Raw genomic sequence first — 22256 nt, forward strand, 5'->3', positions numbered from 1 at the left:
TGGACTGGGCAGGGAAAAGCCGTCAGCCCTCCTCAGCCGCCATTCCCGACCGATGGGCGCGTTCGCCTAGGCTGAAATAGCCTTTCCGTTCCCCGTAGCGAACGCGAGCTTGGTCAGCTCGCGCACCCAGAGCACCGAACTTGCCACCACCGTGCAGAACAGCCAGTCGGACAGGCTTAGGCTCACCGTTGAAAAGGCCTTCTGCAGGACCGGCAGATAGATGACCGCCGCGTGCAGCAGGATCGAGAGAACGATCGCGCCCCAGAGCCAGCGGTTGCTGAAAAGGCCGGTAAAGGCGCTGCGCTCGTCGGAGCGGGCGTTGAAGACGTTGAAGAGCTGGAACAGCGTCAGCGTCGTGAAGGCCATGGTCTGGGCGTAGGGAACCGTTCCGGTGCCTTCGATCAGCCCGCCTGGCAGAGCGGCGTCGATCACGGCCAGCGTGCCCGCCGCCATGGTCGCGCCGACGATGAAGATGCCTACCCACATGCGGGGCGGGATCACGCCTTCACCGCGCGGGCGGGGCTGGCGCCTCATGAGGCCAGGGTGTGCCGGGTCCACGCCGAGGGCTAGGGCAGGGGCCCCATCGGTCACAAGGTTGATCCAGAGGATCTGGGTGGCGAGGAGCGGAAGGACGAGGCCCCCGTCGGCGTCGGTCAGGCCGATGAAGCCCGCCAGCAGCACGCCGAAGAACATCGTCATCACCTCGCCGATGTTGGAGGAAAGGAGATAGCGCAGGAACTTCCGGATGTTCGAGAAGATCGCCCGGCCCTCCTCCACTGCCGCGACGATGGTGGCGAAGTTGTCGTCCGCGAGCACGATGTCGGCCGCTTCCTTCGACACGTCCGTCCCGGTAATGCCCATGGCGATGCCGATGTCCGCGGCCTTGAGGGCAGGGGCATCGTTGATGCCGTCGCCGGTCATGGCGACGATGGCTCCCTGGCGCTGCAGGGACTGCACGATGCGTAGCTTGTGTGAGGGGTTGACGCGTGCGTAGACGGAGACCTCGCGCACCGTTCGATCGAACGTCTCGTCCGACATTCTTTCCAGCTCCGCGCCGGTGACGGCCCGGCGGTTGCCGGTGATGCCGAGTTCCGCCGCGATGACGGCCGCGGTGCGTGGGTGGTCACCGGTGATCATGATCGGGCGGATGCCAGCCGCCTTCGCGTCGGCGACAGCCTGTTTCGCCTCCTCGCGCGGCGGGTCCATCATGCCGATCAGGCCGAGGAAGACGAGATTGTTCTCGATCTCCTCCGGCGGGCAATCATCGGCTTCGGCGGCATCCACGCTGCGGAATGCAACGCCCAGGGTGCGCAACGCCTCGTCGGCGAGCGCCTCGTTGGCGGCCATGATGGCCGCCCGGCGCTCCTTGGTGAGAGGGCGCGTTTCCTCTCCCACGAGCTCATGGGAGCAGCGCGTCAGCAGCACGTCCGGGGCGCCCTTGGTGAAGGCCCGCAGCTGGCCGTCGCGGGTGGCAACTTCGTGCAGGGTGCTCATCAGCTTGCGCTCGGAGGAAAACGGAATCTCCGCAACACGACGGAAGCGGCGGTCGAGTTCGGCGCGCTCGAATCCGCTGTTCCATGCGGCGGCCGCCAGCGCTCCTTCGGTCGGATCGCCCTGCACGGACCAGCGGCCGTCGTGGTGTTTCTGGAGCACGGCGTTGTTGGCGCGTTCCGCGGCGATCAGGGCGCGGCTCAGCTCGGCCCGGAGCCGTTCGGGATCCGCGTCGCCGCGGGGGATGATTTCCGGCTCGTCCGAACCCGACATCCGGATTACGCCGCTGGCCGTCACGATCTTGCGGACGGTCATCTCGTTCTTCGTGAGCGTGCCCGTCTTGTCCGAGGCGATGACATTGGCGGAGCCGAGTGTCTCGACGGCTGCCAGGTGGCGCACGATGGCATTGCGGTTCGCCATGCGCAGGACGCCGATGGAAAGGACGGCAGTGACAATGGCCGGCAGCCCCTCCGGCACGGCAGCAACGGCGAGCGCCACGCCCAGGATCAGCACATCGAAGAAGCTCGCTGCTCCATCGATGTTGCCGACCATCACGATGGTCGCGATCATGATGACCGCGATGGCGACCACGACCTTGCCGAGCGTGCGGCCGACACGGTCGAGTTCCTCCTGCAGCGGCGTGCGTTCGGCCGGCGCCTGTTCAAGCATTCCGGCAATGCGGCCCATTTCGGTCTGCATCCCGGTCGCGGAGACAACAGCCTTCCCGCGTCCGTAGGAGACGGCCGTGCCGCTGAAAACCATGTTGTGCCGGTCGCCCAGCGTGGCGTCCCTGGGAACAGGGGCGGTGTGCTTTGTGACAGGCAGGCTTTCACCCGTCAGCGCGGCTTCCATCGTCTTGAGCGAGGTTGACACGATCAGTCTCGCATCGGCGGGGATGGTGTCTCCCTCTTCGAGCAGGATGATGTCGCCCGGCACGAGAAGGCTGGAGGGTATGCGCTTCTGTACGCCGTCGCGAATCACCGTCGCCTGGGGAGCGGACATGTTGCGCAGCGCGTGCACCGCCCGCTCCGCGCGCGCTTGCTGCACATAGCCCATAATTCCGTTTAGCAACACGATGACGAAGATGGCTATAGCTTCGTATGGCAGTGCAGACTCGCCCTCGACCACCCACAGCACCGCCGAAATCACACCGGCGATGATCAGCAGAACGACCAGGACATCGGTGAACTGTGCCAGGAACTTGCGCCAGGCCGGAATGGGCTTGGTTGACTCGAGCTGGTTGGGGCCGAACCGCGTGAGCCGGCTGGCGGCTTCGGCGTCGGACAGGCCGCATCTGGAATCCGATCCAAGGGCCGCGAGCACGTCCTCGAGGGTTTCGCGATGCGGTTCGATACCTGCCGATCCCTTTGGGTGATCATGTGCGCCGGCTTCCGGTCGCTGGGCGGTAAACGAATTCACGATCGTCCATGCTCCTGGAGCGGTTGTCTGACGGGCGGCGCCCGTGCTGCCCTGGCGCCGCCCGCATCTTGGTCTTCATCCATCGTACATTGTCACGATGGATGCGAAGCTGATCAATCGTAGTGGAGACAAAGTCTGCCGCGGTTGATTTTCATCAATGGTTTGGAGGGCGGCATCCTGCATGATCCGGCTGTCAGTCGACGACGGAAGGACGTCAACCGTCTGAAACCGTATTCGTTGGATGCGCGGCAACGATGCTTACCGACACGGCCAAACACTCGGGTTTCCCGGTATGGTTCGATGAACCGCGCTCCCGCTGTGCAAGAAGGCGCATTCAGACAAGTCCTGCCAGATGGCCGGGACGGCACGCATCCGTCCTGACGCCGGAGGTGCTCGGAGGGGTAAGAGCTGGTGTTTAAGGAAGCGAGGGACGTGTTTTCGAGGAACTGGCTGTGGATTGCCGTTCTGGCCGCTGCCGTCGTGGCGGGCTGGTTCCTTGTCCAGAGGCTGACCGAGCCGGAACTGCCGTCGTGGATCGCCGCGGGCAACGGACGCATCGAGGCCGTGTCCATCGACATCGCCTCGAAGACGGGCGGTCGGGTCCGTGAAATCCTCGTGGACGAGGGCGATACCGTCGAGCAAGATCAAATCCTCGCCTACATGGATACCCAGCAGCTTGAGGCACAGCTGCGCGAGGCCCAGGCGCAGCTGCAGCGTGGCAAGATTGCCCGGGAGGTGGCTGAAAGCAACATGACCCAGGCCGAGGCGGAATACTCGGCTGCCCAGGCTGTCATCGCCCAGCGCCAGGCGGAGCTTGAGACTGCGGAGCGCCAGCTCGAACGTTCCGAGCAGCTTGTTCGCACCAATGCCATTTCCCAGCAGACGCTCGATACCGACCGGGCAAGGGCGGCGAGTGCGCGCGCCGCGCTCGACGTTGCGCGGGCCCAGGCCGCTTCCGCCCAGGCGGCCATTGCCACTGCCAAGGCCAGCATCGTGGACGCGGACGCGGCCATCGAGGCGGCGGAGGCTGCCATCGAACGCATCCAGGTGGAGATCAACGACAGCGTGCTGCGCGCCCCGCGTGACGGGCGCATCCAGTACCGTGTGGCGCAGCCGGGCGAAGTGATCGCAAGCGGCGGCCGCGTGCTGAACCTGATCGACCTCAATGATGTCTACATGACGTTCTTCCTGCCGACGGTGCAGGCGGGACGTGTGGCGGTCGGCGCGGAGGCGCGGATCGTGCTCGACACGGCGCCCAACATTGCCGTGCCGGCCGAGGTCTCCTTCGTCTCGGATGTTGCACAGTTCACGCCGAAGACGGTCGAAACGAAAGAGGAGCGCCTGGACCTGATGTTCCGCGTGAAGGTTCGTGTCCCGCCGGAACTCCTCCAGAAATATGCCCGGTATGTGAAGCCGGGCATGCCTGGCATGGCCTATGTGAAGCTTGATCCGAACGCAGAGTGGCCGGAGTCGCTGCGCGCCGGTGTGCTGGAATGATCGCATCCGTTCAGCCTGAAGCGATAGAGTCATTCGCCGCACGGGTGCGCTCCGTCACCCATGTCTTCAGGAAGACGGTCGCCCTTGATGACGTCACGCTGGATTTCCCGGCGGGACGGATCGTCGGGCTGATCGGACCGGACGGTGTCGGCAAGTCGACCCTGCTTTCGCTGATCGCGGGCGCCCGCCGGATACAGAAGGGCGAAATCGAGGCTCTCGGGGCCGACATGCGCAGCGCGCGCCAGCGCAGCCGCGCAGGCCCGCGCATCGCCTACATGCCACAGGGCCTCGGCAAGAACCTCTACCCGACACTCTCCGTTTTCGAGAATGTCGATTTCTTCGGCCGCCTCTTCGGCCACGCCCGCGCGGAGCGCGAACGGCGCATCCATGAACTGTTGAAGGCGACGGGACTCGATCCGTTCCTCAATCGCCCTGCCGGGAAGCTGTCGGGCGGCATGAAGCAGAAGCTCGGCCTGTGCTGCGCGCTCATCCACGATCCGGACCTGCTCATCCTCGACGAGCCGACAACCGGCGTCGATCCGCTATCCCGCCAGCAGTTCTGGGAGCTTATCGACGGCATACGGCAGGACCGTCCCGAAATGGGCGTGATCGTCGCCACCGCGTATATGGATGAAGCGGCGGGATTTGACCATCTCGTCGCGATGTACGGCGGGCGCGTGCTCGCAACGGGAACGCCTGCCGAGCTGCAGGAACGTACCGGCACAAACACGCTGGACGATGCCTTCATCGAGCTGCTGCCGGAGGAAAAGCGAAAGCTTCACCGCAAGGTCGCGATTCCGCCGCGCCCCGAGGATGGCAGCGGCACGCCGGCCATCGAGGCGGATGGGCTGACCATGCGCTTCGGCAACTTCACCGCCGTCGACAACGTGAGCTTCAGCATCGCCAGGGGAGAGATCTTCGGCTTCCTTGGCTCCAACGGCTGTGGCAAGACCACGACCATGAAGATGTTGACCGGCTTTCTGCCGGCAAGCGAAGGCACGGCGAAGCTGTTCGGCCAGGAGGTTGATCCGCGCGATCTCGAGACGCGCCGGCGCGTCGGCTACATGACGCAGTCCTTCTCGCTCTACACCGAACTCACCGTCCGGCAGGACCTCGAGCTCCATGCACGCCTGTTCCAGATTCCCGAGGAGGAGATCCCCGCGCGCGTCGAGGAAATGGCGCGCCGATTCGAGCTGGTGGACATCATGGACCGGCTGCCGGATGCGTTGCCGCTCGGCGTGACCCAGCGCCTGTCGCTGGCCGTTGCGATGATCCACAAGCCCGAAATCCTCATCCTCGACGAGCCGACCTCCGGCGTGGACCCGATCGCACGTGACGCGCTCTGGCAAAGCTTCGTGGACCTGTCGCGCAACGACGGCGTGACCATCTTCATCTCCACCCATTTCATGAACGAGGCCGAGCGCTGCGACCGCATCTCGCTCATGCACGCGGGCAAAGTTCTGGTGTCGGACACGCCGGCCAACATCGTCCGGCAGCGGGGTGCGGCCAATCTCCAGGAGGCCTTCGTCTCCTGCCTCAAGGAGGCCATCGCGAATGAGGCGGGAAGCGGAGCGGTCAGCGTGGCAGACGAGCTGGAGGCGCTCCACGCCGTCGCCAGGCATCACGAACAGCCGAAGCCAAGGCGTTTCCTCGACCTGCGGCGGCTAGGCAGTTATGCGCTGCGCGAGTCGCTGGAGCTGTGGCGGGATCCCATCCGCGCCTCGTTCGCCTTCGTGGGCAGCCTTATTCTGCTGTTCGTGCTGGGTTACGGCATCAGCATGGACGTCGAGGACCTGCCCTTTGCCGTCCTTGATCGCGATCAGACCACCATCAGTCGCGATTACACGCTCGAAATCTCTGGGTCGCGCTATTTCACGGAAGAGCCACCCATCAGGGATCCGACCGATCTCGACAAGCGCATGAGCGAGGGCGAACTGAGCCTCGCCCTCGAGATCCCGCCCGGCTTCGCGCGGGATCACGCGGCGGGCCGTTCGGTGGAAATAGCCGCCTGGCTTGACGGCGCGATGCCGATGAGGGCGGAAACAGCGCAGGGCTACGTTCAGGGCCTGCACGCGCATTGGCTCACGCAGAAGGCACGGGAGCTCTATGGCGACCGGGCGCTCGCGAGCGCGTTCGAGCTCGAGACGCGCTTCCGTTACAATCCCAACCTGCAAAGCATCGTGGCAATCGTGCCGGCCGTTATCGGTGTCATCCTTCTCTTCATCCCCACCATGCTGGCCACGCTTGCGGTCGTGCGCGAAAAGGAAATGGGCTCGATCGTGAACCTCTACGTGACGCCGGTCTCCAGGCTAGAGTTCCTGCTAGGCAAGCAGATCCCCTACGTGGCGATGGCGATGCTCAATTTCGTGACGCTGCTGGTGTTCGCCGTTGTGGTGCAAGGCGTGCCGTTCACCGGCTCGCTTGCCGCCTACATGCTCGGCGGCTTCCTCTATGCCATTGCCGCGACGGGGCTTGGGCTTTTCATCTCCAGCTTCATGAACAGCCAGATCGCGGCGATCTTCCTCACAACCATAGCCTCCATGCTGCTTGCGGTGAGTTACTCCGGCCTGATCGATCCTGTGGCGGCGATGGAAGGCATTGGCGCAGCGATTGGTCACGTCAACCCAGCAACCCATTTCATCACGATTTCGCGTGGCGTCTTTGCCAAAGCTCTGGGTCTCAGAGACCTGGTCTGGTCCTTCCTGCCTCTGGCAGCGGCGGGACCGGTGCTGCTGATGCTGAGCGTGATGTTCCTTCGGAAGCAGGCGAAATGACGACGATACGGTTCTCGACCATATGGCGGTTGGGCATCAAGGAGCTTTGGGGCCTCCTGCGGACGCCTGCGCTTCTCGCCGTCATCGCCTTCTCCTTCTCGCTGCAGATCTACATTTCGGCGACGGCCACGCCGCTGACCCTCAACAAGGCGGCGATCGCGATCGTCGACGAAGATGTCTCGTCATTGTCGACGCGCATCGTGTCGGCCTTCTATCCGCCTTATTTCAGGCCGCCGACCATGATCACGCAGCAGGACATGAACAGACGGCTCGATGCGGGCATGGACACGTTCGCGCTGGTCATCCCGCCAAACTTCGAGCGCGACCTGCTGGCAGGAAAGGCGCCTGCGCTCCAGCTCAACGTCGATGCGACACGCGTGTCACAGGCTTTCACCGGAGCGGGATATGTCCAGGCGATCGTCTCGGGCGAGGTGAACGAGTTCCTGCAGCGCCACCGCGGCACTGATACGCCCACCGTCGATCTTGTGCTGCGCGCCCGTTTCAATCCGGAACTCAATCCGGGCTGGTTCAGCGGCATGATGGAAGTCATCAACAATGTCTCGCTGCTTTCGGTGATCCTGGTGGGTGCAGCGCTGATCCGCGAACGGGAACGGGGAACGATCGAGCATCTGCTGGTGATGCCGGTCACTTCCACTGAGATCATGGTTTCCAAGATCTGGCCGATGGCGCTTGTCGTGATGATCGCTGTCCTGTTCGCCATGACGGCTGTCATCCAGGCGTGGCTCCACATTCCGGTGGCCGGTTCCCTGTGGCTTCTGATGGTGGGCGTCGCTGTTCAGCTCTTCTGCACGGCCTCGCTTGGCATTCTGCTGGCGACGATCGCGGGGTCCATGCCACAGTTCGGCCTGCTGCTGATGCTGGTGCTGTTTCCGCTGCAGATCCTGGCCGGCGGGATGACGCCGATCGAAAGCATGCCGGACTTCCTGCAGACAGTCATGTCATTTACGTCCGACACGCATTTCATCCAGTTCGCGCAGGCGGTCCTGTTTCGCGGCGCGGGGCTCGATGCCGTGTGGCATCAGCTGGTGATCATGCTGGCGATCGGTTCTGCCCTGTTTGTCATCGCGCTTTGGCGCTTCCGGGCTTCCATCAGGTAAGGGCGTTCGGGGGAGAAGGCGGCCGCTTCACCGCCGGGAGCCGGAAAAGAAGAAGGGCGGCGCAGTGGCCGCTCTTTGCCATTGGCCGAAGAAACCCGCACGGCTCATCGCGCGGCCACGATGGCCTCGGCGATCGCCTCAAGCGAAAGGCCGGCGAGATCGCGGTCGAGCGTTCCCACCAGGCGCTGCTCCAGCGCGTCGTGAAAGTTGCGGCGCATTTCGCCCAACGTGCGGGGATCAGCCACGAGGTACAGTTTCTCGAAGGCGCCCTTGATGGCCTGCCCGTTCAGGTATTCGGCCGCTGCGGCGGCAAAGGCGTCCTCGTCCAGGCGATCGCTGTCGGGATTGGAAGCCTTGTTGATGTGACGGACGCCCGATCCTCCCTTCACCGGCTCGATATCGGGAGCGGGCAGCGGTACCAGCTCGATGCGGGGCTCGTGGCCCTTGTTGCGGAACATCCGCAGCTTTTCGCCATCGACCACGGCGACGATCGTTCCGGTCGGCAGGATCATTTCAGTCCTCTTTCCTTGCGTTGCTCGAGGCCTCCGCCTTGGACTCGTGGCCACTGCATCCCATGCGGAAGACCTGCGACCAGTAAATGGCCGGGCCGGGCGCACCGCGTTGACGAAAGTCAACGCATCGCTGGAAGCCCCCCGAAATGCTATCATGGTGCTTGCAGGGACAGGATATCCGCGATGATCGCCTCCGGCTGCCGGGCGGCATTCACGCGGTGCCAGGTGATGTCGCCGGTGTCGACCATCATCTGACGCGCCAGCACATCGACCGTCGCATCGGACGGACCGCCCTGCCGCTGCCGCACCCTCTCCTTGAGCACGTCCTCCGGCACGTCCAGCCACACGCCGAGGAAGGGTAGCTTCCGCTTCCGCATCGCGTGTTCGATGCGCTCCCGGTTTTCCGGGCGCTGGAAAACGGCGTCTGCGACCACGGGGGCGCTGCCTTCGAGAATGGTTTCCGCGCGCCGGGCCATCTCCCCATAAACCCTTTCTGAGACTTCCGGACGGTAGGCCTCAGGCGGCAGCCTGGTCTCAGCCGGAACGCCATGGAGAGCCTTGCGGATGCGGTCGCTCTCGATGATCCGTGCGCCGGGCGCAACGCCGATGCGGGGCGCGAGTGCTTCGGCGATCACCGTCTTGCCCGACCCGCTCAGCCCTCCGATGGCGATGAGGCGAGGGGAGAGAACGGCGAGCTGGCTGCGGGCGAGGTCAAAGTAGCTGCGGGCCCGTTGGCTGAGTTCCCCCGAAGGATCGCCCGCTTCTTCGGCCTGCGTTGCGGTCACATGGGCGCGGACCGAGGCACGGATCGCCATCAGGAACGGCAGGAGCGCGAACCCGTTTTCATTGTCCGTTTCGTCGAAGTAGCGGTTGGCGACCAGATTGGCGAGATCCACATGTCCGCGATGCGTCAGGTCCATCAGCAGGAAGGCGAGGTCGTAGAGCACGTCCACGGTCGCAAGCTGCTCGTTGAACTCGATGCAGTCGAACAGGAGCGGGCGTCCCTCGAAGACGCAGATGTTGCGCAGATGCAGGTCGCCGTGGCAGCGCCGCACCTTTCCGGCTTCTTCACGGCGGTTGAGCACGTCCGCATGACGGAACAGACTGGTGCGCAGCTGATGGTCGAGCGCATCCACTTCGGCGGAGATGAAAAGGTTGGTGCGGTCAAAGCTCGCCCGGTTAATGTCCAGCACGTCCACGAGATTGGAAGTGCCTGTCCCCGCCCGGACAATGGGGGCGTTCTCATGGAAGCGGGCGATCATCGACGCCGTGTCCGCCATCAGCTGTGGCGTGAGCTGTCCGGCGTCGGCCATCCGGTCCATGATCTGAGCCTGATCGAAGCGGCGCATTTCGACGATGGCATCCACGAGTTCGCCATCGCCGTTGAATGACAGCTGGCCGTCTGTGTCGAGGATAATGCGCCGGACGCCGAGATAGAGATCGGGGGCCGTCAGGCGGTTGAGCTCCACTTCTCTGCGGCACGCCGCGTATCGCAGCTCCGGCGTTGAGAAATCGGCATAGGGCAGCTTGACGGCGCGCTTCAGTTTGAAGGCCCGGTCGCCGGCGAGAAAGATGCGGGAAATGTGGGTGTTGATCGTTTCGACCGAGGCGCCCAGCTCCCGCGCGAGCGCCTCGATCAGAAAGGCCACTACCCGCTGCTGCATGTCGGACATGACGAAGTTCCGTTTGATGGCGGCGGAGACCGCGACGGATCGAGGATCGTCCTCTGCCGCTCGATACAGGACCGCGCCGGATTGCCCGGCGCAATCCATCGGTTTGATCGGGAAACGTCAGCGGGCCAGGAAGACGGGCAGCGGCGGATTGTCGAGCATCGACCGCGTGACGCCGCCGAAGATGCGCTGGCGCATCCTGGAATGACCATAGGCGCCCATGACGAGCATGTCCGCGGCCACATCCACGGCATGCTGGCGAAGGATGTCCTCGACGGGACGACCCTGGCTCGGCAGGCGGTCGACGGTGACCTTGGCGCCGTGCTTGGCCAGGTATGTCGCAATGTCGGCGCCGGGCTCGAAGCCGTGATCGCGCTCGCCCTGCTCCGGATCGACGAGGGCCACGTGGACCGACTCCGCTCCAGCCAGCAGTTCGATGGCCGCCGAAACAGCCTTGGAGGCTTCGATGCGTGCGTTCCAGGCTACCAGAATGCGCTTCGGTTTCAGCGTCGGCCTGGCGCCCTCGGGAATGACAAGCAGGGGCTTTCCGGCGCGGAACAGTGCTCCTTCAACCACCTTCTCCTTCATCAGCGGATGGGCGAGCAGGTCCGGCCCGAGCAGAACCAGGTCGGTGTACTTTGCGCGCTGGCCGATGACGTCGTCCACCCAGCCCTCTTCCTCGTAGATCGTGGAGATGTCGGACGAAACATCCTTTTGGGCGAGCTTTTCCCGGAGCTCGGCTGCGAACTTTTGCAGATTGGCGATCTCGGCTCTGCGCTCTTCATGCCAGGCGTCCGAAATCTCTGCTGCATATCGGCCGATGGGCGGCGGCGCGGCAACTGCAGTGGCAAGGACGGCCAGGTGCGCTTCCGCGTCCTGACACAGAGAAACAGCCAGATCCAGCCTGGGATCGGGAACATCAGGGCCCGTGACGGCGAGAATGACTTTGAACGGCATGGAAGCACCTCCTTGCAGCTTGCTTGCCTGCAGAGTTGATCCACGATGGACGCTCGGCATTGAGCGGGATCAAGAGTCTTTCGACTTTCCTCCCTGCCGCAGATTATTTCGCCGGTTGTCCTCTGGACAGTCCCAATTTCGAGGGTGCCGTCACGCCGGCATGCGCGGTACGCTGGAGAGAAGCTTCCTTGTGTAGGGATGCTGCGGATTGGCGAGAATATCGGCCGTGCGGCCTGCCTCCACGATCCGGCCCTTCTCCAGGATGACGATCTCTTCGCAGAGTGCGGCGACGACGCCGAGGTCGTGCGAGACGAACAGGATGGTGATCGCCTGCGACAGCTCCTTCAGCAGTTCGACGATGCGGATGCGGGTGGAAAGGTCGAGCGCGCTCACCGCCTCGTCCGCCAGCACCAGCTGCGGCCTGGCCACGATGGCGCGCGCCAGCGCGATGCGTTGGCGCTGGCCGCCGGAGAACTCGTGGGGGTAGCGCGAGATGGCGTCAGCTGGCAGTCCTACGTCCGCAAGCGCCTGCACAATCGCCGCATGGTGGTCGCCCGGGATCCTCAGCGCGCGCAGCGGTTCTGCGATGATGGATTCAACCTTCTGCCGCGGATCGAGCGAAGAATAGGGATCCTGAAAGACAGCCTGCACGGCGCGGCGGTAGCGGCGCATGAATTCGCGGTCACGCAGGTTGAGCGTTTCTCCCTCGAAGCGGATCGTGCCGCCGGAGGGCTTTTCGAGCCCGAGCAGCAGTTTGAGGATGGTGGACTTGCCCGATCCGGACTCGCCCACGAGCCCGAGGTTGACGCCCTTCTTCACGGTGAAGGAGACATCGTGCAGAACCGGTTTGCGGCCGTAGCTGAATGCGACCGATTCGACGGAGATCAGCGTCATCGCACGGGCTCTCCCAGCGCGCGGTCGAAGGCCGCCGCGGCCTCAACCAGCATCTTCGTGTACTCATGTTGTGGAGCGGAGAACACGGCCCGCACCGGTCCCTGTTCGACAATTTCCCCTCGCCGCAGGACGGTCACTTCTTCCACCACCTTCGCCACCACCGGCAGGTCGTGGCTGATGAAGAGCAGCGCCATGCCTTCCTCGCGGACAAGTGTGGAGAGAAGTTCGAGGATTTCCGCCTGCGTGGTGACATCGAGCGCGGTCGTCGGCTCGTCGGCGATCAGCAGTTTCGGGCGGCAGGCGAGGGCCATGGCAATCGCCACGCGCTGGCGCTGGCCGCCGGAAACCTGAAACGGGTAGGAATTCGCGATCCGGTCGATGTCCGGCAGCGCGACGCGTTCGAGGTAGTGGCGTACCTCGGCGGCGATCTCCTGCCGGCTTGCGGACCTGCCCTCGCGGCGGTGGCGCCGCGCGATGGGCTCGGCTACCTGCCGGCCGATCTTCATCAGCGGGTCGAGCGCAGTCAACGGCTCCTGGAACACGAACGCGGCCGCGCTGCCGCGCAGCGGCCTCAGCTGCTGGTCTGCCGCGCCAATGACCTGAACACCGTCGAGCAGAATGGAGCCTTTCGCCTTCAGCCCCGGCGGCAGCAGGCCGACTACGGCGAAGGCCGTCAGCGACTTGCCGGAACCGGATTCGCCAATCAGTCCGACACGTGCGCCGTGCTCGATGGTGAGCGAAACATCCTTCACCAACACCTGGCCGCCTGCACGGATGGTGAGACTGTCGATCTTGAGCAGACTCATCGGCGCCCCCTCCGCGTCGGATCGCCAATGTCGCGCAGGCCGTCTGCCAGCAGGTTCATGCCGATCACGAGCGAGACCAGCGCGATGCCCGGCGCCACCGCGCCGAAGGGAGCGGTGTAGACCGTGCCCTGCGCCTCCTGCAGCAACCGCCCCCACGAGGCGTTGGGCGGCGGCGCGCCAAGCCCGAGGTAGGAGAGGGAGGCTTCCGCGATGATCGCGATGCCGAACTGCAGCGCGAAATTCACCGACAGGGTTGGCCAGATGTTTGGCAGCACATGGCGGAAGACGATGCTGAGCCAGGACGAGCCGGCCGTGCGGGCGGCTGTGATGTAGTCCATCGCCAGCACACGCTTAGCGAGAATGCGGGTGAGCCGCCCCACGATCGCCGAAATGGCGATGCCAAGCGCAAGGATTGCCGAGAAGAGGCTCGCCGTTTCAGTTGCCGCCACCACCAGCATGGCGAGCAGCAGCGTCGGAAAGGCAATCAGGATATCGAAGGTCGCGGCCAGCATGTCATCCAGCGTGCGCGTTGCGAAGGCGGCAAGAACGCCGAGCGTGACACCAATGAGCGCTGCAATGGCGACGGCGCCCGCGCCGACGGTCAGTGCAATGCGCGAGCCGATCATGATCTGGGTGAAGAGGTCGCGGCCCAGACGGTCCGTGCCGGCCCAGTGCTCCCAGGAGGGGGGTGCCAGCCGCCCGCCGGTCATGGCCGTCGGGTCATAGGGGGTCCAGAACAGCGTAAGGATGCCGACAAGGAGATGCAGGCCGACCAGGATCAGGCCGACGGCAAGGGTCAGCGAACGGGCTGTGCGGCGTGCGGACGAAGGTGCCTTGAGCTCGACAAGGTCTGTCATGGCCTGTTCCCCGAGCGTTCGCGCAGGCGCGGGTCGATCAGCCGCTGGGCGAGATCGGCAAGGAAGCCGATGAGCAGCACCAGCAGCGTGGAGATGAAGAGCACGCCCTGGATGTTGGGATAGTCGCGCTGTTCGATGGCGAGCAGCAGCATGGAACCGAGGCCTGGCAACGCGAAGACGCGCTCCACCACCACCGCGCCGAGCAGCGTGGTGGCAAGCTCGATGCCGAGGATGGAGACGACCGGGACCGCTCCGTTACGGACGCCGTGACGCACCAGCGCTTCGCCAAAGCCCGAGCCCATGGCGCGGGCCGTGCGCAGGTAGTCGCTGCCCAGCACATCCTGCGTGGCGGATCGCACGTAGCGCAGTAGCGAGGCGGACATCACGATGGCGATGGTGATGATGGGCAGAAAGAGGTTGCGGAGCGCCGCAAGCGGCGCGCCCCAGCCCTGCGGAGGGAAGCCCCCCGAGGGAAACAGTCGCAGGTTTACGGCGAAGACCGTGACCAGAAGGATGCCGACCCAGAAAACGGGAATGGCAATGCCAAGCTGCGAAATGACGGAAATGGCCGCGCCATACCAGCGGTCCGCCCTCACCGCGGCGATAATGCCGAGCGGCACGGCGACGACGATGGCGAGCAGGAAGGAAAGAACGGTCAGCGGCAGTGTCACGGCAAGCCGCGCCATGATCTCGTCGAGCACCGGCACGCGACTGACGAAGGACGTGCCGAGGTCGAACCGCGCGAGGCTCGAGATGAAATGGACGAACTGCTGCGCGAGCGGCAGGTCGGAACCCACCTGCCGCCGAGCGGCTGCGATCTGCGCCTCGTCGGCCCCTACGGAGAGGAGGGCATTGGCCGGATCTCCGGGCAGGAGCCGCAGCAGGACGAACAGGACGATGCAGGCAGCCAGCAGCGAGAAGGCCAGAATGGCAAGCCGACGAAGAATGTAAGCTAGGATAGCTCCCTCCTTCCGCAGCTTGCCCGGTCCGGCTTACTGCGCGCGCTTCACGATGGCGTAGGCGAAGAACTGCGAGTTCAGCCCGTTGACGGGATACCCGCTCACCGACGCGCTCGATACCACGATCTGCGGATAGAGATAAAGCCAGGTGCTGGCCGCATCCTCAGCGATGATGCGATAGCGGACGGGTTTATCCATCCGTGCAATCATCTCGACGATGCGTTTCCGCAGGCTTCAAGAGAAACGCTCGAGTATGGCGGGCATTCCGAGGCCGGCCTTCTCAGCGACAGTTTCCAGCTCCTTCCTGGCGATTCCAGAGCTCACCCCGAGATGGATCAGCACTGAAGAAATGCCGAAACGCTGGGCGCCGAAGATATCATGTTCCATGCTGTCACCGATGGCAACGATTCGATCCTTCGGTGGCGCACCACAGATCCGGTAAGCATACTCATACATTGCCCGGTGAGGTTTGCCGACCCAGGAAACCGTGCCGCCGAGCGCCTCGTAGATCTTGGCTATGCTGCCTGCGGCTGGAGCGAGGCCCTGGGGCGTCAGCATCATGATGTCGGGATTGGTGCAAATCGCCGGCACGCCGGCTTCGGCCGCGGGTCGCAGCATCTCCCGGTATGTGTCGAGGCTGATGCGGTGGGCCTGGCTGCCGGAAATGACGATGAGGTCCGCATGGTCCGCCGTTTCGACGGCCTCGAGCCCTAGCCTGTCTGCGAGGAAGGTGTCTCCGTCACGCGATATGGTGAAGCATCGGGTGCGGGGCGAAAGCGGCAAATTCAACGCACCCCTCATCAGGAGATCGACCGCCACTTCGCCGGAGGTGACAAATTGATCGAAAGAGTCTTTCGGGAAGCCGATCTTCACGAAGCGTCTGGCGTTAGCTTCAGCGGACTTTCCGGAGTTTGACAGGATGACCACCTGCTTGCCGGCGGCCCGGATGCGTTGCAAGGCTTCCGCGGCGCCGGGGTAGGGCGCAACGCCGTCGTGCAGCGTTCCGAACTGGTCAAGGAAAAAGACATCGAAGGACTTGATGAGGCTGGAAAGTGGCACGTTCTTCATCATTGGCGCAGGACCCTCCAGGCCAGAAGAGCGGTGCCAACGGCCGCCTCGGTTGAAAGCGCAGGAAGGAAGGGAACGCCCAACCTTTTCTGGCGTATCCGGGCCCACGCCTCGTTCGCCGCGCCTCCGCCCACGCTGCGCACGGACCTGAGAGCAGGCGCCCCCAGCGCCTCGAGGCGCCGGTAACCCTGATCCTCCACAGCGGCAATGCCCTCCAGCAGTGCCTGGAAGAAGGTTGCATTGTCCGCGGGCCGGGGCTCCAACCGGGGCGGCAAGGCCGGATCGTTGACGGGGAAACGCTCGCCGGGGCCCAGCAGCGGATAGTAGTCGAGACCGGTTGGACGGTCCGGCTCGAGCCTCGCTGTCAGCGCCGGCAGGTCCCTGTCTTCGAAGAAGTGGCGGATCACTGCGCCTCCCGTGTTCGACGCGCCGCCGGCAAGCCACATGCCCGCTATGCGATGGCTGTAGACACCGTAGGCAGGGGCGTCGATCCGCCGGTCGGACAGGAGTTTCAGCACAAGCGTGGATCCAAGTGCCGTGACGCCATCACCCGGCTCGCTCGCGCCCGTGGCAAGGAATGAGGCGCAGCCATCCGTTGTTCCGTTAACGATGACTGCCGACGGAGGCAGGCCCAGCGCTACAGCCTGTTCACCGACAGGTCCGATCACGCTTCCGGCAGGCTTCACCTCCGGCAGGACCTCGAGGCCCAGGCCCGATTCCTGGATCCATTCAGGCCATGTTCCGGTTTCGAGGTCGTATCCGGTCTTGAGAGCGTTGTTCTCGTCGCTGGTGATGGAAGCGCCAAGCCGTATGGCGATCCAGTCGGCCTGATGAACGATGTGCCGCGCACCATGTTTCCGCGCAAGATAAACTGCCCGTGCAAGCGCTGAATAGGGACCGCGTGCGGTGCTGCTTTCCGGCACCAGTGCGTCGAGCCGGGACACGATTGCGGGATCGGGACAGGTCTCGTCATACATAAGCGCGCGGCCGCGCGGGATCAGCGATGAATCAAGCGCAAGCACGGTGCCGGATGTGCCGTCCACTGAGACCGCTGCGACGAGATTCAGATCGACTTGCCCGGCCAGAGTTCCAAAGCACTCCTCCACGCAACTCCACCAGGCGGCGGGGCTGTGCCGTTCCTCGCGCCTGGTAAAACCCTTTGCCGCAAAGCCCTTCATACGGCCTTCGCTGTCGACGGCCGCGATGCGAACGCCCGAAGTACCGATATCAATCCCCAGGGCAAGGGCTGTGTGGGTCTGGCTCTGCATCGCCTAACGTTCCGGGCGGTCAAGTTTTTGGCGGTATTGCTCGGCTTCCCAGTGGAGCAGTTCGCGCTCTTCGCTGCGCCCCAGATATTCGATCGGTGCCCGCGGATCGATGCGAAGCGCCACCTCGGTAAGGCAGCGCGCCATGACCAAGCCGCCGGAGGACAGCGTTTCCGATACAAGAACCCCGCGACCGGGGACGAGAATCAGCTTTGGTGCGCCATTACCGCCGCCAGATTTCGTGGCTGCAACATCCGACCCGCTATTCATGACGCCAAGCGCGGTCCCCAGAAAGATCACGTGGTCGGGGTAAAGAGAGCCGGCGCGCGCAATCCGGAAGGCAGCGGAATCGAGGGCCACGGCATGTATAGCCTCATCCTCAGGAAGACAGTATCCGGGCAAAACAATGGAGGAGAGGTAGTCGAGGTCGGGGCGCGGCGTGCGCCGCGGCTCTATTCGGAGCGCGGAGGTGACGGCTTCGATCTTTTCGTCCACTTCGTCCACACTCTCGCCTGCAATGATGATGCCGTGGTTGCGAAGGACAAGGACATCCGGTCTTTCCGATGCCACTTGCGCTATTGCATGTGCCAGCGGAACGCCTGGTCTGCGGTACGGGATCATGGCCCACCGGAGATGAGGCACTGACTGCATTCGCGCCCCGACCAAGGCCTCGGCATCCGATCGCACGGCATGAGCAATGGTGTTCACGCAGTGGAAATGGACAACGACGGCCTGCGGCAGCACCGCGTGCACACTGGTCTCTATGGAGGGGCGCAGCCGGGTTTCGTTGAGGCTTTCCACTACGAAGTCCGTGATGGAGGTTTCAACCCTCCCGTCATCCGCCTGGAGGGCGGCCACCAGCGGCTCGACCGCGACGGGCACAAAGATTTCCCGATCCTTGGCCTCGGCAAGCCAGGTACCCGAGGCTTTCACCCACATGATGCCGCCGGACTTGACGGAGGTGTTGCCGCCCGCGCCCTGGGTGCGCGTGATGTCCCTGCCAAGCCTTGCCGACAGGTTTCTAAGCGCGGGGAGCATTGACGCTTTGGTCACAGTTTCCTCCGAAGGGCACCCGCTGGATGGCGGTTCCGCTAGCTATCACATGATGATTGAGTTTCGTCAACCGTGAGCAAAGTTGCTTGCTATGCGCCGCCCATTCTGATTATATCTGATCAAGGACGCGCGAAAAGACGCGGGGAGGAACAGGCTGGTGAGCGACAGTGATCGCCACAGAGTTATCCGGGAACTGTTGAAGGAACGCCCGTTTGCCTCGGTGCGGGACCTTCAGAAGGTGCTCGGTGTTTCGGCCGCAACCGTCCGGCGCGACATTGAGAAACTCCACGAGACTGGCTTGGCCCGTAAGGTCTATGGCGGCATTTCGGCGGCTGAAGGATATGCCGCGGGCTACGCCTCCGCCCGTCCCTACAACGAGAACCGAGACATCGCCGTTGATGCCAAGCAGGCCATTGCCCGGGTGGCGGAAAACCTTGTTGCAGACGGGGATTCCATTATCGTTCACGCTGGGTCTACCTGTTATTACCTCGGCATACGACTGGCCCGCCGGAACCTGCGTATCTACACGAATTCCATGCCGCTCGCTTCCTATCTGGGTGAGCACGGCACGTGCCAGCTTACTGTCGCGGGCGGCGAGCTGCACCGCGAGCCCGGCATTATCCATTCTCTGCAGTCTTCCTCGCCAGGCTTCTTCGCTTCAAAGTTCTTTCTGGGCACGCAGGGCATCAGCAACGAAGGCATTCTCGAATCCCATCCGCTTCTTGTGAAAGTGATCCGGGATCTGAGCGAATGCGCGGACGAGATTGTGGTGCTGGCGGACAGTCGAAAGTTTTCGCTCCGGCCACGTCATGTCGTGCTGCCGCTTCCGCGCATCAGCACGCTGGTGACGGACGAGGGAATTTCGGACAAGAATGCCCAGATGATCGAGAGTGCAGGCATCCGGCTGATGATCGCGAGAAGGGCGGGGGACGAGGCATGATCGCGCCGGTTGCAGTGTTCGACCTCGGAAAGACGAACTCCAAGATGTTTGTCTTTTCTCCAGAGGGGGAGATCCTCGACGAGCAGCGTGAGGCCCCGGCGTGGCGGAACCATGAGGGTTTCCGCGTGCTCGATGACGCGAGGCTGGAGAGCTGGATGCGAGCTGCGCTCGGCAAGGCAGTTACCGAATACGGCGTCGAAGGCGTGATGGTTTCCGGTCACGGGTGCACCTTCGCCCTCGTCTCGGGCGACCGCCTCACCTATCCGATCCTGGATTATGAACAGGAGCCGCCGGAGGATATTGCGGCAAAAATCGACGCGTTAATTCCGTCATTTTCCGAAACCTATTCACCGCGCCTGCCGATGGGTTTCAACTTTGGCCGGCACATTCTTTGGCTGGAAAATGTCAGACCGGATGTGCTGGAGGCATCGCAATACATCCTGGGATATCCGCAGTTCTGGACCTGGCGGTTTTCCGGAACGGCCGTGTCGGAGCGCTCCTATCTCGGCTGCCATTCGCATCTGTGGGCACCGCTGCGGAACGATTTCTCTTCTCTGGTTGACCAACGCGGCTGGCGCGAAAAGATGCCGCCCTTTGTGCGGGCGGGCGAAGTGGTGGGTGACACCCGTATCGCGCTGCCAGCAGGAGAGGCGCGCACTCTGGCGGTCCACAACGCGGTACACGACTCCAATTCGTCGCTCTACTGCTATCGGGCTGCGGGCCACGATTCCTTCACGCTGATCTCCAGCGGCACCTGGGTCGTCATCTTCAACAGTGAATGCCCGTTTTCCCTGCTGGACGAGGAGCGCGACATGCTGGCCAATGTGAGCGTGGACGGCGCGCCGGTACCCACGATCCGCTTCATGGGCGGGCGTGAGTTCGACACAATCCGCGAAGGTGCATCCCCGCGGGTGAGCCGCGAAAGCCTTCAGGCCGTGATCGACCGCAGGCTGTTCGCGCTGCCAAGTTTCGCACCTGGTGGACCTTCGCAGGAAACGCGAGGTGAGATCACGGGAGCGATCGGCTCGGATGTCGAGCGCGCTGCCTTGGCGCTGCTCTACGTAACGCTGATGAGCGACTATTGTCTTGACCTTATCGGTTCCCGCAACACCATCATCGTCGACGGCGGGCTGGTGAAGACGGGTGCCTATGCAGAGGTGCTGGCCCAGCTCCGGCCGGAGCAGAAGGTGCTGTCCAGCGACAACCCCGAGGGGTCGGCGGTTGGTGCTGCAGCGCTTGCTTTCGAGGCGCTGGGTGGAAAGCCAAGGCCGGTCGAATGCAGCGTTACGGTTCCTTCCGAACTTCGCGGCCTTGTCGAATACCGCGCCGAGTGGCGCGACAAGGTCGAGGAGCGGCGGCAAAAGGCAAGGAGTCGCTCATGAACGCGCTAAACGAGAATCTCGCGACCAGGCAGGGGGCCTTTTCCGTCACTGCGCGGGCGACCGCTCCGGTGCTTGAAATGCGCAATATAAGCAAGACCTTCGGAGCAATTCAGGCGCTAAAGAATGTCTCCTTCACCGTTTACCCGGGCGAACTGCACGCGCTCATGGGCGAGAATGGTGCGGGAAAATCCACGCTGATGAAGGTCCTCTCCGGCGCCTACACGGCAGATCCCGGCGGCGAGATTATTGTCGGCGGTGAGCCGATGCCGACAGGCAATCCGAAGCTGGCCAAGGCAAGGGGAATTGCCGTCATCTATCAGGAGCTGTCGCTCGCGCCAAACCTCACCGTCGCCCAAAACATGTTCCTGGGCAGCGAGCCCTCCCGCTACGGCACGGTCGATCGCCGTGCGATGGTGAAGGCGTCCGGACCAATTCTTGAACGTCTGGGAGTGCATTTTTCCCCGACGACGCTGGTGGGCACACTGTCGCTGGGCGAGCGCCAGCTGGTGGAGATCGCCCGCGCCCTCAGCGCCGATGCGCGGATCATTGTCATGGATGAGCCGACGACCTCGCTGACAACGCGGGAGACGGAAAAGCTCTTCGAGGTGATCCATAACCTCAAGAAGGAAGGTATCGCCGTCATCTACATCAGCCACCGGATGGAAGAGATCTATCGCCTGGCGGACCGCTGCAGCGTGCTGCGCGACGGCACCTATGTGGGCACGCTTGAGCGCGAGGAGCTGTCTGCCTCGCGGCTGGTCTCCATGATGGTGGGGCGGGACCTTTCCTCCTTCTATCGCAAGCAGCACTACACGCCGAAGAGTGGCGAGATCATTCTTTCGGTGCGCAACGTGGGGGACGGCAAGCGGGTCCACGATTGCTCCTTTGATGTCTACCGCGGCGAGGTGCTTGGCATTGCCGGCCTCGTTGGTTCCGGGCGGACGGAGCTGGCGCGCCTGATCTACGGCGCGGATAAGCGAACCTCGGGAACCATTATTCTCAACGGCAAGGAGCTGTCGATCAGTTCACCGCGCGAGGCCCTGGACCAGGGCGTGGCCTATCTCACGGAAGACCGCAAGGTGTTGGGCCTGTTCCTCGACATGTCCATCGCCGAGAACGTAAGTGTCAGCGTGCTAAGGAAGGATGCCCGCAAGGGTGGTCTCATCGACTTCAAGGCCATGGCGCGGCGTGCGGCCCAGGCGATTGAATCCCTGTCCATCAGAGCGCATAGCGCTGCGATGAAGGCTGGCGCGCTGTCGGGCGGGAACCAGCAGAAGGTACTGCTGGCGCGTCTGCTGGAGACCAAGCCCAAGGTCATCATTCTCGACGAACCGACGCGCGGCGTGGATGTGGGGGCCAAATCTGAAATCTACCGGCTGATCGACGAACTCGCCCGCGGTGGCATCGCGATTGTCATCATCTCCAGCGAGCTTCCAGAGATCGTCGGCGTGGCTGACCGGACGCTGGTGATGCGTGAGGGCAGGATCGCTGGCGAGGTGGCGGCGAGCGCAACCGAGCCGATTGACCAGGAGGCCGTCATGGCCCTGTCCACGGGCGCCGCGAGCCTTCAGGAACGCGTGCCGGCGGCATGATC

At 63.7% G+C, this 22256-nt stretch carries 18 protein-coding genes; 6 read left to right on the plus strand and 12 right to left on the minus strand.

Annotated elements, in window-relative coordinates:
• Window positions 1-66 precede the first annotated feature (66 nt).
• A complete protein-coding gene (locus tag ABD906_RS01615; protein ID WP_345097880.1) occupies window positions 67-2844 on the minus strand; it encodes a cation-translocating P-type ATPase in 2778 nt (925 codons plus the stop codon).
• Between the two features lie 498 nt (window positions 2845-3342).
• Between ABD906_RS01615 and ABD906_RS01620 the strand changes: the two genes are divergently transcribed.
• From ABD906_RS01620 to ABD906_RS01630, 3 genes are read left to right on the plus strand one after another with little or no spacing between them, the layout of a single operon-like run.
• Window positions 3343-4407, plus strand: a complete 1065-nt coding sequence (locus ABD906_RS01620; protein WP_378187909.1) for an HlyD family secretion protein — start codon at window positions 3343-3345, stop codon at window positions 4405-4407.
• Complete coding sequence (gene rbbA, locus ABD906_RS01625; protein ID WP_345097842.1) at window positions 4404-7181, plus strand: ribosome-associated ATPase/putative transporter RbbA; 2778 nt, start codon at window positions 4404-4406, stop codon at window positions 7179-7181. Before ABD906_RS01620 ends, rbbA begins: the two co-directional genes overlap by 4 nt.
• Before the next feature lie 5 nt (window positions 7182-7186).
• Window positions 7187-8299, plus strand: a complete 1113-nt coding sequence (locus ABD906_RS01630; RefSeq protein ID WP_345097883.1) for an ABC transporter permease — start codon at window positions 7187-7189, stop codon at window positions 8297-8299.
• A 104-nt stretch (window positions 8300-8403) separates the two neighbouring features.
• On the opposite strand, the gene ABD906_RS01635 is transcribed toward ABD906_RS01630, so the two are convergent.
• The 11 genes from ABD906_RS01635 to ABD906_RS01685 all read right to left on the minus strand — a co-directional run bounded on the left by ABD906_RS01635 (window position 8404) and on the right by ABD906_RS01685 (window position 18340).
• Window positions 8404-8811, minus strand: a complete 408-nt coding sequence (locus ABD906_RS01635) for a baeRF12 domain-containing protein (RefSeq protein ID WP_345097843.1) — start codon at window positions 8809-8811, stop codon at window positions 8404-8406.
• Window positions 8812-8963: 152 nt separating this feature from the next.
• Window positions 8964-10484, minus strand: a complete 1521-nt coding sequence (locus ABD906_RS01640; protein WP_378187912.1) for a bifunctional aminoglycoside phosphotransferase/ATP-binding protein — start codon at window positions 10482-10484, stop codon at window positions 8964-8966.
• A 117-nt stretch (window positions 10485-10601) separates the two neighbouring features.
• Window positions 10602-11438, minus strand: coding sequence for a universal stress protein (locus ABD906_RS01645; RefSeq protein ID WP_345097844.1), 837 nt, complete (start codon window positions 11436-11438; stop codon window positions 10602-10604).
• Window positions 11439-11588: 150 nt separating this feature from the next.
• Window positions 11589-12332 carry an ABC transporter ATP-binding protein gene (locus ABD906_RS01650; protein WP_345097845.1) on the minus strand — a complete coding sequence of 248 codons (744 nt, stop codon included), beginning with the start codon at window positions 12330-12332 and terminating at the stop codon, window positions 11589-11591.
• Window positions 12329-13138, minus strand: coding sequence for an ATP-binding cassette domain-containing protein (locus ABD906_RS01655; protein ID WP_345097846.1), 810 nt, complete (start codon window positions 13136-13138; stop codon window positions 12329-12331). The genes ABD906_RS01650 and ABD906_RS01655 overlap by 4 nt, the downstream gene beginning before the upstream one ends.
• Window positions 13135-13995: an ABC transporter permease gene (locus tag ABD906_RS01660; RefSeq protein WP_345097847.1), complete on the minus strand. Its 861-nt coding sequence runs from the start codon at window positions 13993-13995 to the stop codon at window positions 13135-13137. The genes ABD906_RS01655 and ABD906_RS01660 overlap by 4 nt, the downstream gene beginning before the upstream one ends.
• The gene (locus ABD906_RS01665; protein WP_345097886.1) at window positions 13992-14942 is read right to left on the minus strand and encodes an ABC transporter permease; all 951 of its coding nucleotides are present in this window, start codon (window positions 14940-14942) and stop codon (window positions 13992-13994) included. Before ABD906_RS01665 ends, ABD906_RS01660 begins: the two co-directional genes overlap by 4 nt.
• Window positions 14943-14987: 45 nt before the next feature.
• Window positions 14988-15152, minus strand: coding sequence for a hypothetical protein (locus tag ABD906_RS01670; RefSeq protein ID WP_345097848.1), 165 nt, complete (start codon window positions 15150-15152; stop codon window positions 14988-14990).
• A 36-nt stretch (window positions 15153-15188) separates the two neighbouring features.
• Window positions 15189-16025: a TIGR01459 family HAD-type hydrolase gene (locus ABD906_RS01675; protein WP_345097849.1), complete on the minus strand. Its 837-nt coding sequence runs from the start codon at window positions 16023-16025 to the stop codon at window positions 15189-15191.
• The gene (locus ABD906_RS01680) at window positions 16022-17290 is read right to left on the minus strand and encodes an FGGY-family carbohydrate kinase (RefSeq protein ID WP_345097850.1); all 1269 of its coding nucleotides are present in this window, start codon (window positions 17288-17290) and stop codon (window positions 16022-16024) included. Before ABD906_RS01680 ends, ABD906_RS01675 begins: the two co-directional genes overlap by 4 nt.
• Window positions 17291-17293: 3 nt before the next feature.
• Complete coding sequence (locus tag ABD906_RS01685) at window positions 17294-18340, minus strand: class II aldolase/adducin family protein (RefSeq protein WP_345097851.1); 1047 nt, start codon at window positions 18338-18340, stop codon at window positions 17294-17296.
• A 157-nt stretch (window positions 18341-18497) separates the two neighbouring features.
• Between ABD906_RS01685 and ABD906_RS01690 the strand changes: the two genes are divergently transcribed.
• Genes ABD906_RS01690 through ABD906_RS01700 form a run of 3 tightly spaced genes read left to right on the plus strand, consistent with a single transcriptional unit; the run spans window position 18498 to window position 22254 of the window.
• Entirely contained in the window at window positions 18498-19280 is a 783-nt protein-coding gene (locus tag ABD906_RS01690; protein ID WP_345097853.1) for a DeoR/GlpR family DNA-binding transcription regulator, read from the plus strand.
• Window positions 19277-20662 (plus strand): FGGY-family carbohydrate kinase, encoded by a 1386-nt coding sequence (locus tag ABD906_RS01695; RefSeq protein ID WP_345097854.1) that lies wholly within the window; start codon window positions 19277-19279, stop codon window positions 20660-20662. Before ABD906_RS01690 ends, ABD906_RS01695 begins: the two co-directional genes overlap by 4 nt.
• On the plus strand, window positions 20659-22254 hold the full coding sequence (locus tag ABD906_RS01700; RefSeq protein WP_378187918.1) for a sugar ABC transporter ATP-binding protein: 1596 nt from the start codon (window positions 20659-20661) through the stop codon (window positions 22252-22254). Before ABD906_RS01695 ends, ABD906_RS01700 begins: the two co-directional genes overlap by 4 nt.
• The last annotated feature ends 2 nt before the right edge of the window (window positions 22255-22256 follow it).

The organism is Chelativorans composti (genome assembly GCF_039541695.1).
Taxonomy (GTDB): Bacteria; Pseudomonadota; Alphaproteobacteria; order Rhizobiales; family Rhizobiaceae; genus Chelativorans; species Chelativorans composti.

Bases quoted from the DNA above. Each gene is read 5' to 3' on its own strand.
- ABD906_RS01635 (WP_345097843.1), bottom strand. From the start codon at position 8,811: ATGATCCTGCCGACCGGAACGATCGTCGCCGTGGTCGATGGCGAAAAG.
- ABD906_RS01655 (WP_345097846.1), bottom strand. From the start codon at position 13,138: ATGAGTCTGCTCAAGATCGACAGTCTCACCATCCGTGCAGGCGGCCAG.
- ABD906_RS01660 (WP_345097847.1), bottom strand. From the start codon at position 13,995: ATGACAGACCTTGTCGAGCTCAAGGCACCTTCGTCCGCACGCCGCACA.
- rbbA (WP_345097842.1), top strand. From the start codon at position 4,404: ATGATCGCATCCGTTCAGCCTGAAGCGATAGAGTCATTCGCCGCACGG.
- ABD906_RS01700 (WP_378187918.1), top strand. From the start codon at position 20,659: ATGAACGCGCTAAACGAGAATCTCGCGACCAGGCAGGGGGCCTTTTCC.
- ABD906_RS01680 (WP_345097850.1), bottom strand. From the start codon at position 17,290: ATGCAGAGCCAGACCCACACAGCCCTTGCCCTGGGGATTGATATCGGT.
- ABD906_RS01670 (WP_345097848.1), bottom strand. From the start codon at position 15,152: ATGGATAAACCCGTCCGCTATCGCATCATCGCTGAGGATGCGGCCAGC.
- ABD906_RS01675 (WP_345097849.1), bottom strand. From the start codon at position 16,025: ATGATGAAGAACGTGCCACTTTCCAGCCTCATCAAGTCCTTCGATGTC.
- ABD906_RS01645 (WP_345097844.1), bottom strand. From the start codon at position 11,438: ATGCCGTTCAAAGTCATTCTCGCCGTCACGGGCCCTGATGTTCCCGAT.
- ABD906_RS01640 (WP_378187912.1), bottom strand. From the start codon at position 10,484: ATGTCCGACATGCAGCAGCGGGTAGTGGCCTTTCTGATCGAGGCGCTC.
- ABD906_RS01695 (WP_345097854.1), top strand. From the start codon at position 19,277: ATGATCGCGCCGGTTGCAGTGTTCGACCTCGGAAAGACGAACTCCAAG.
- ABD906_RS01650 (WP_345097845.1), bottom strand. From the start codon at position 12,332: ATGACGCTGATCTCCGTCGAATCGGTCGCATTCAGCTACGGCCGCAAA.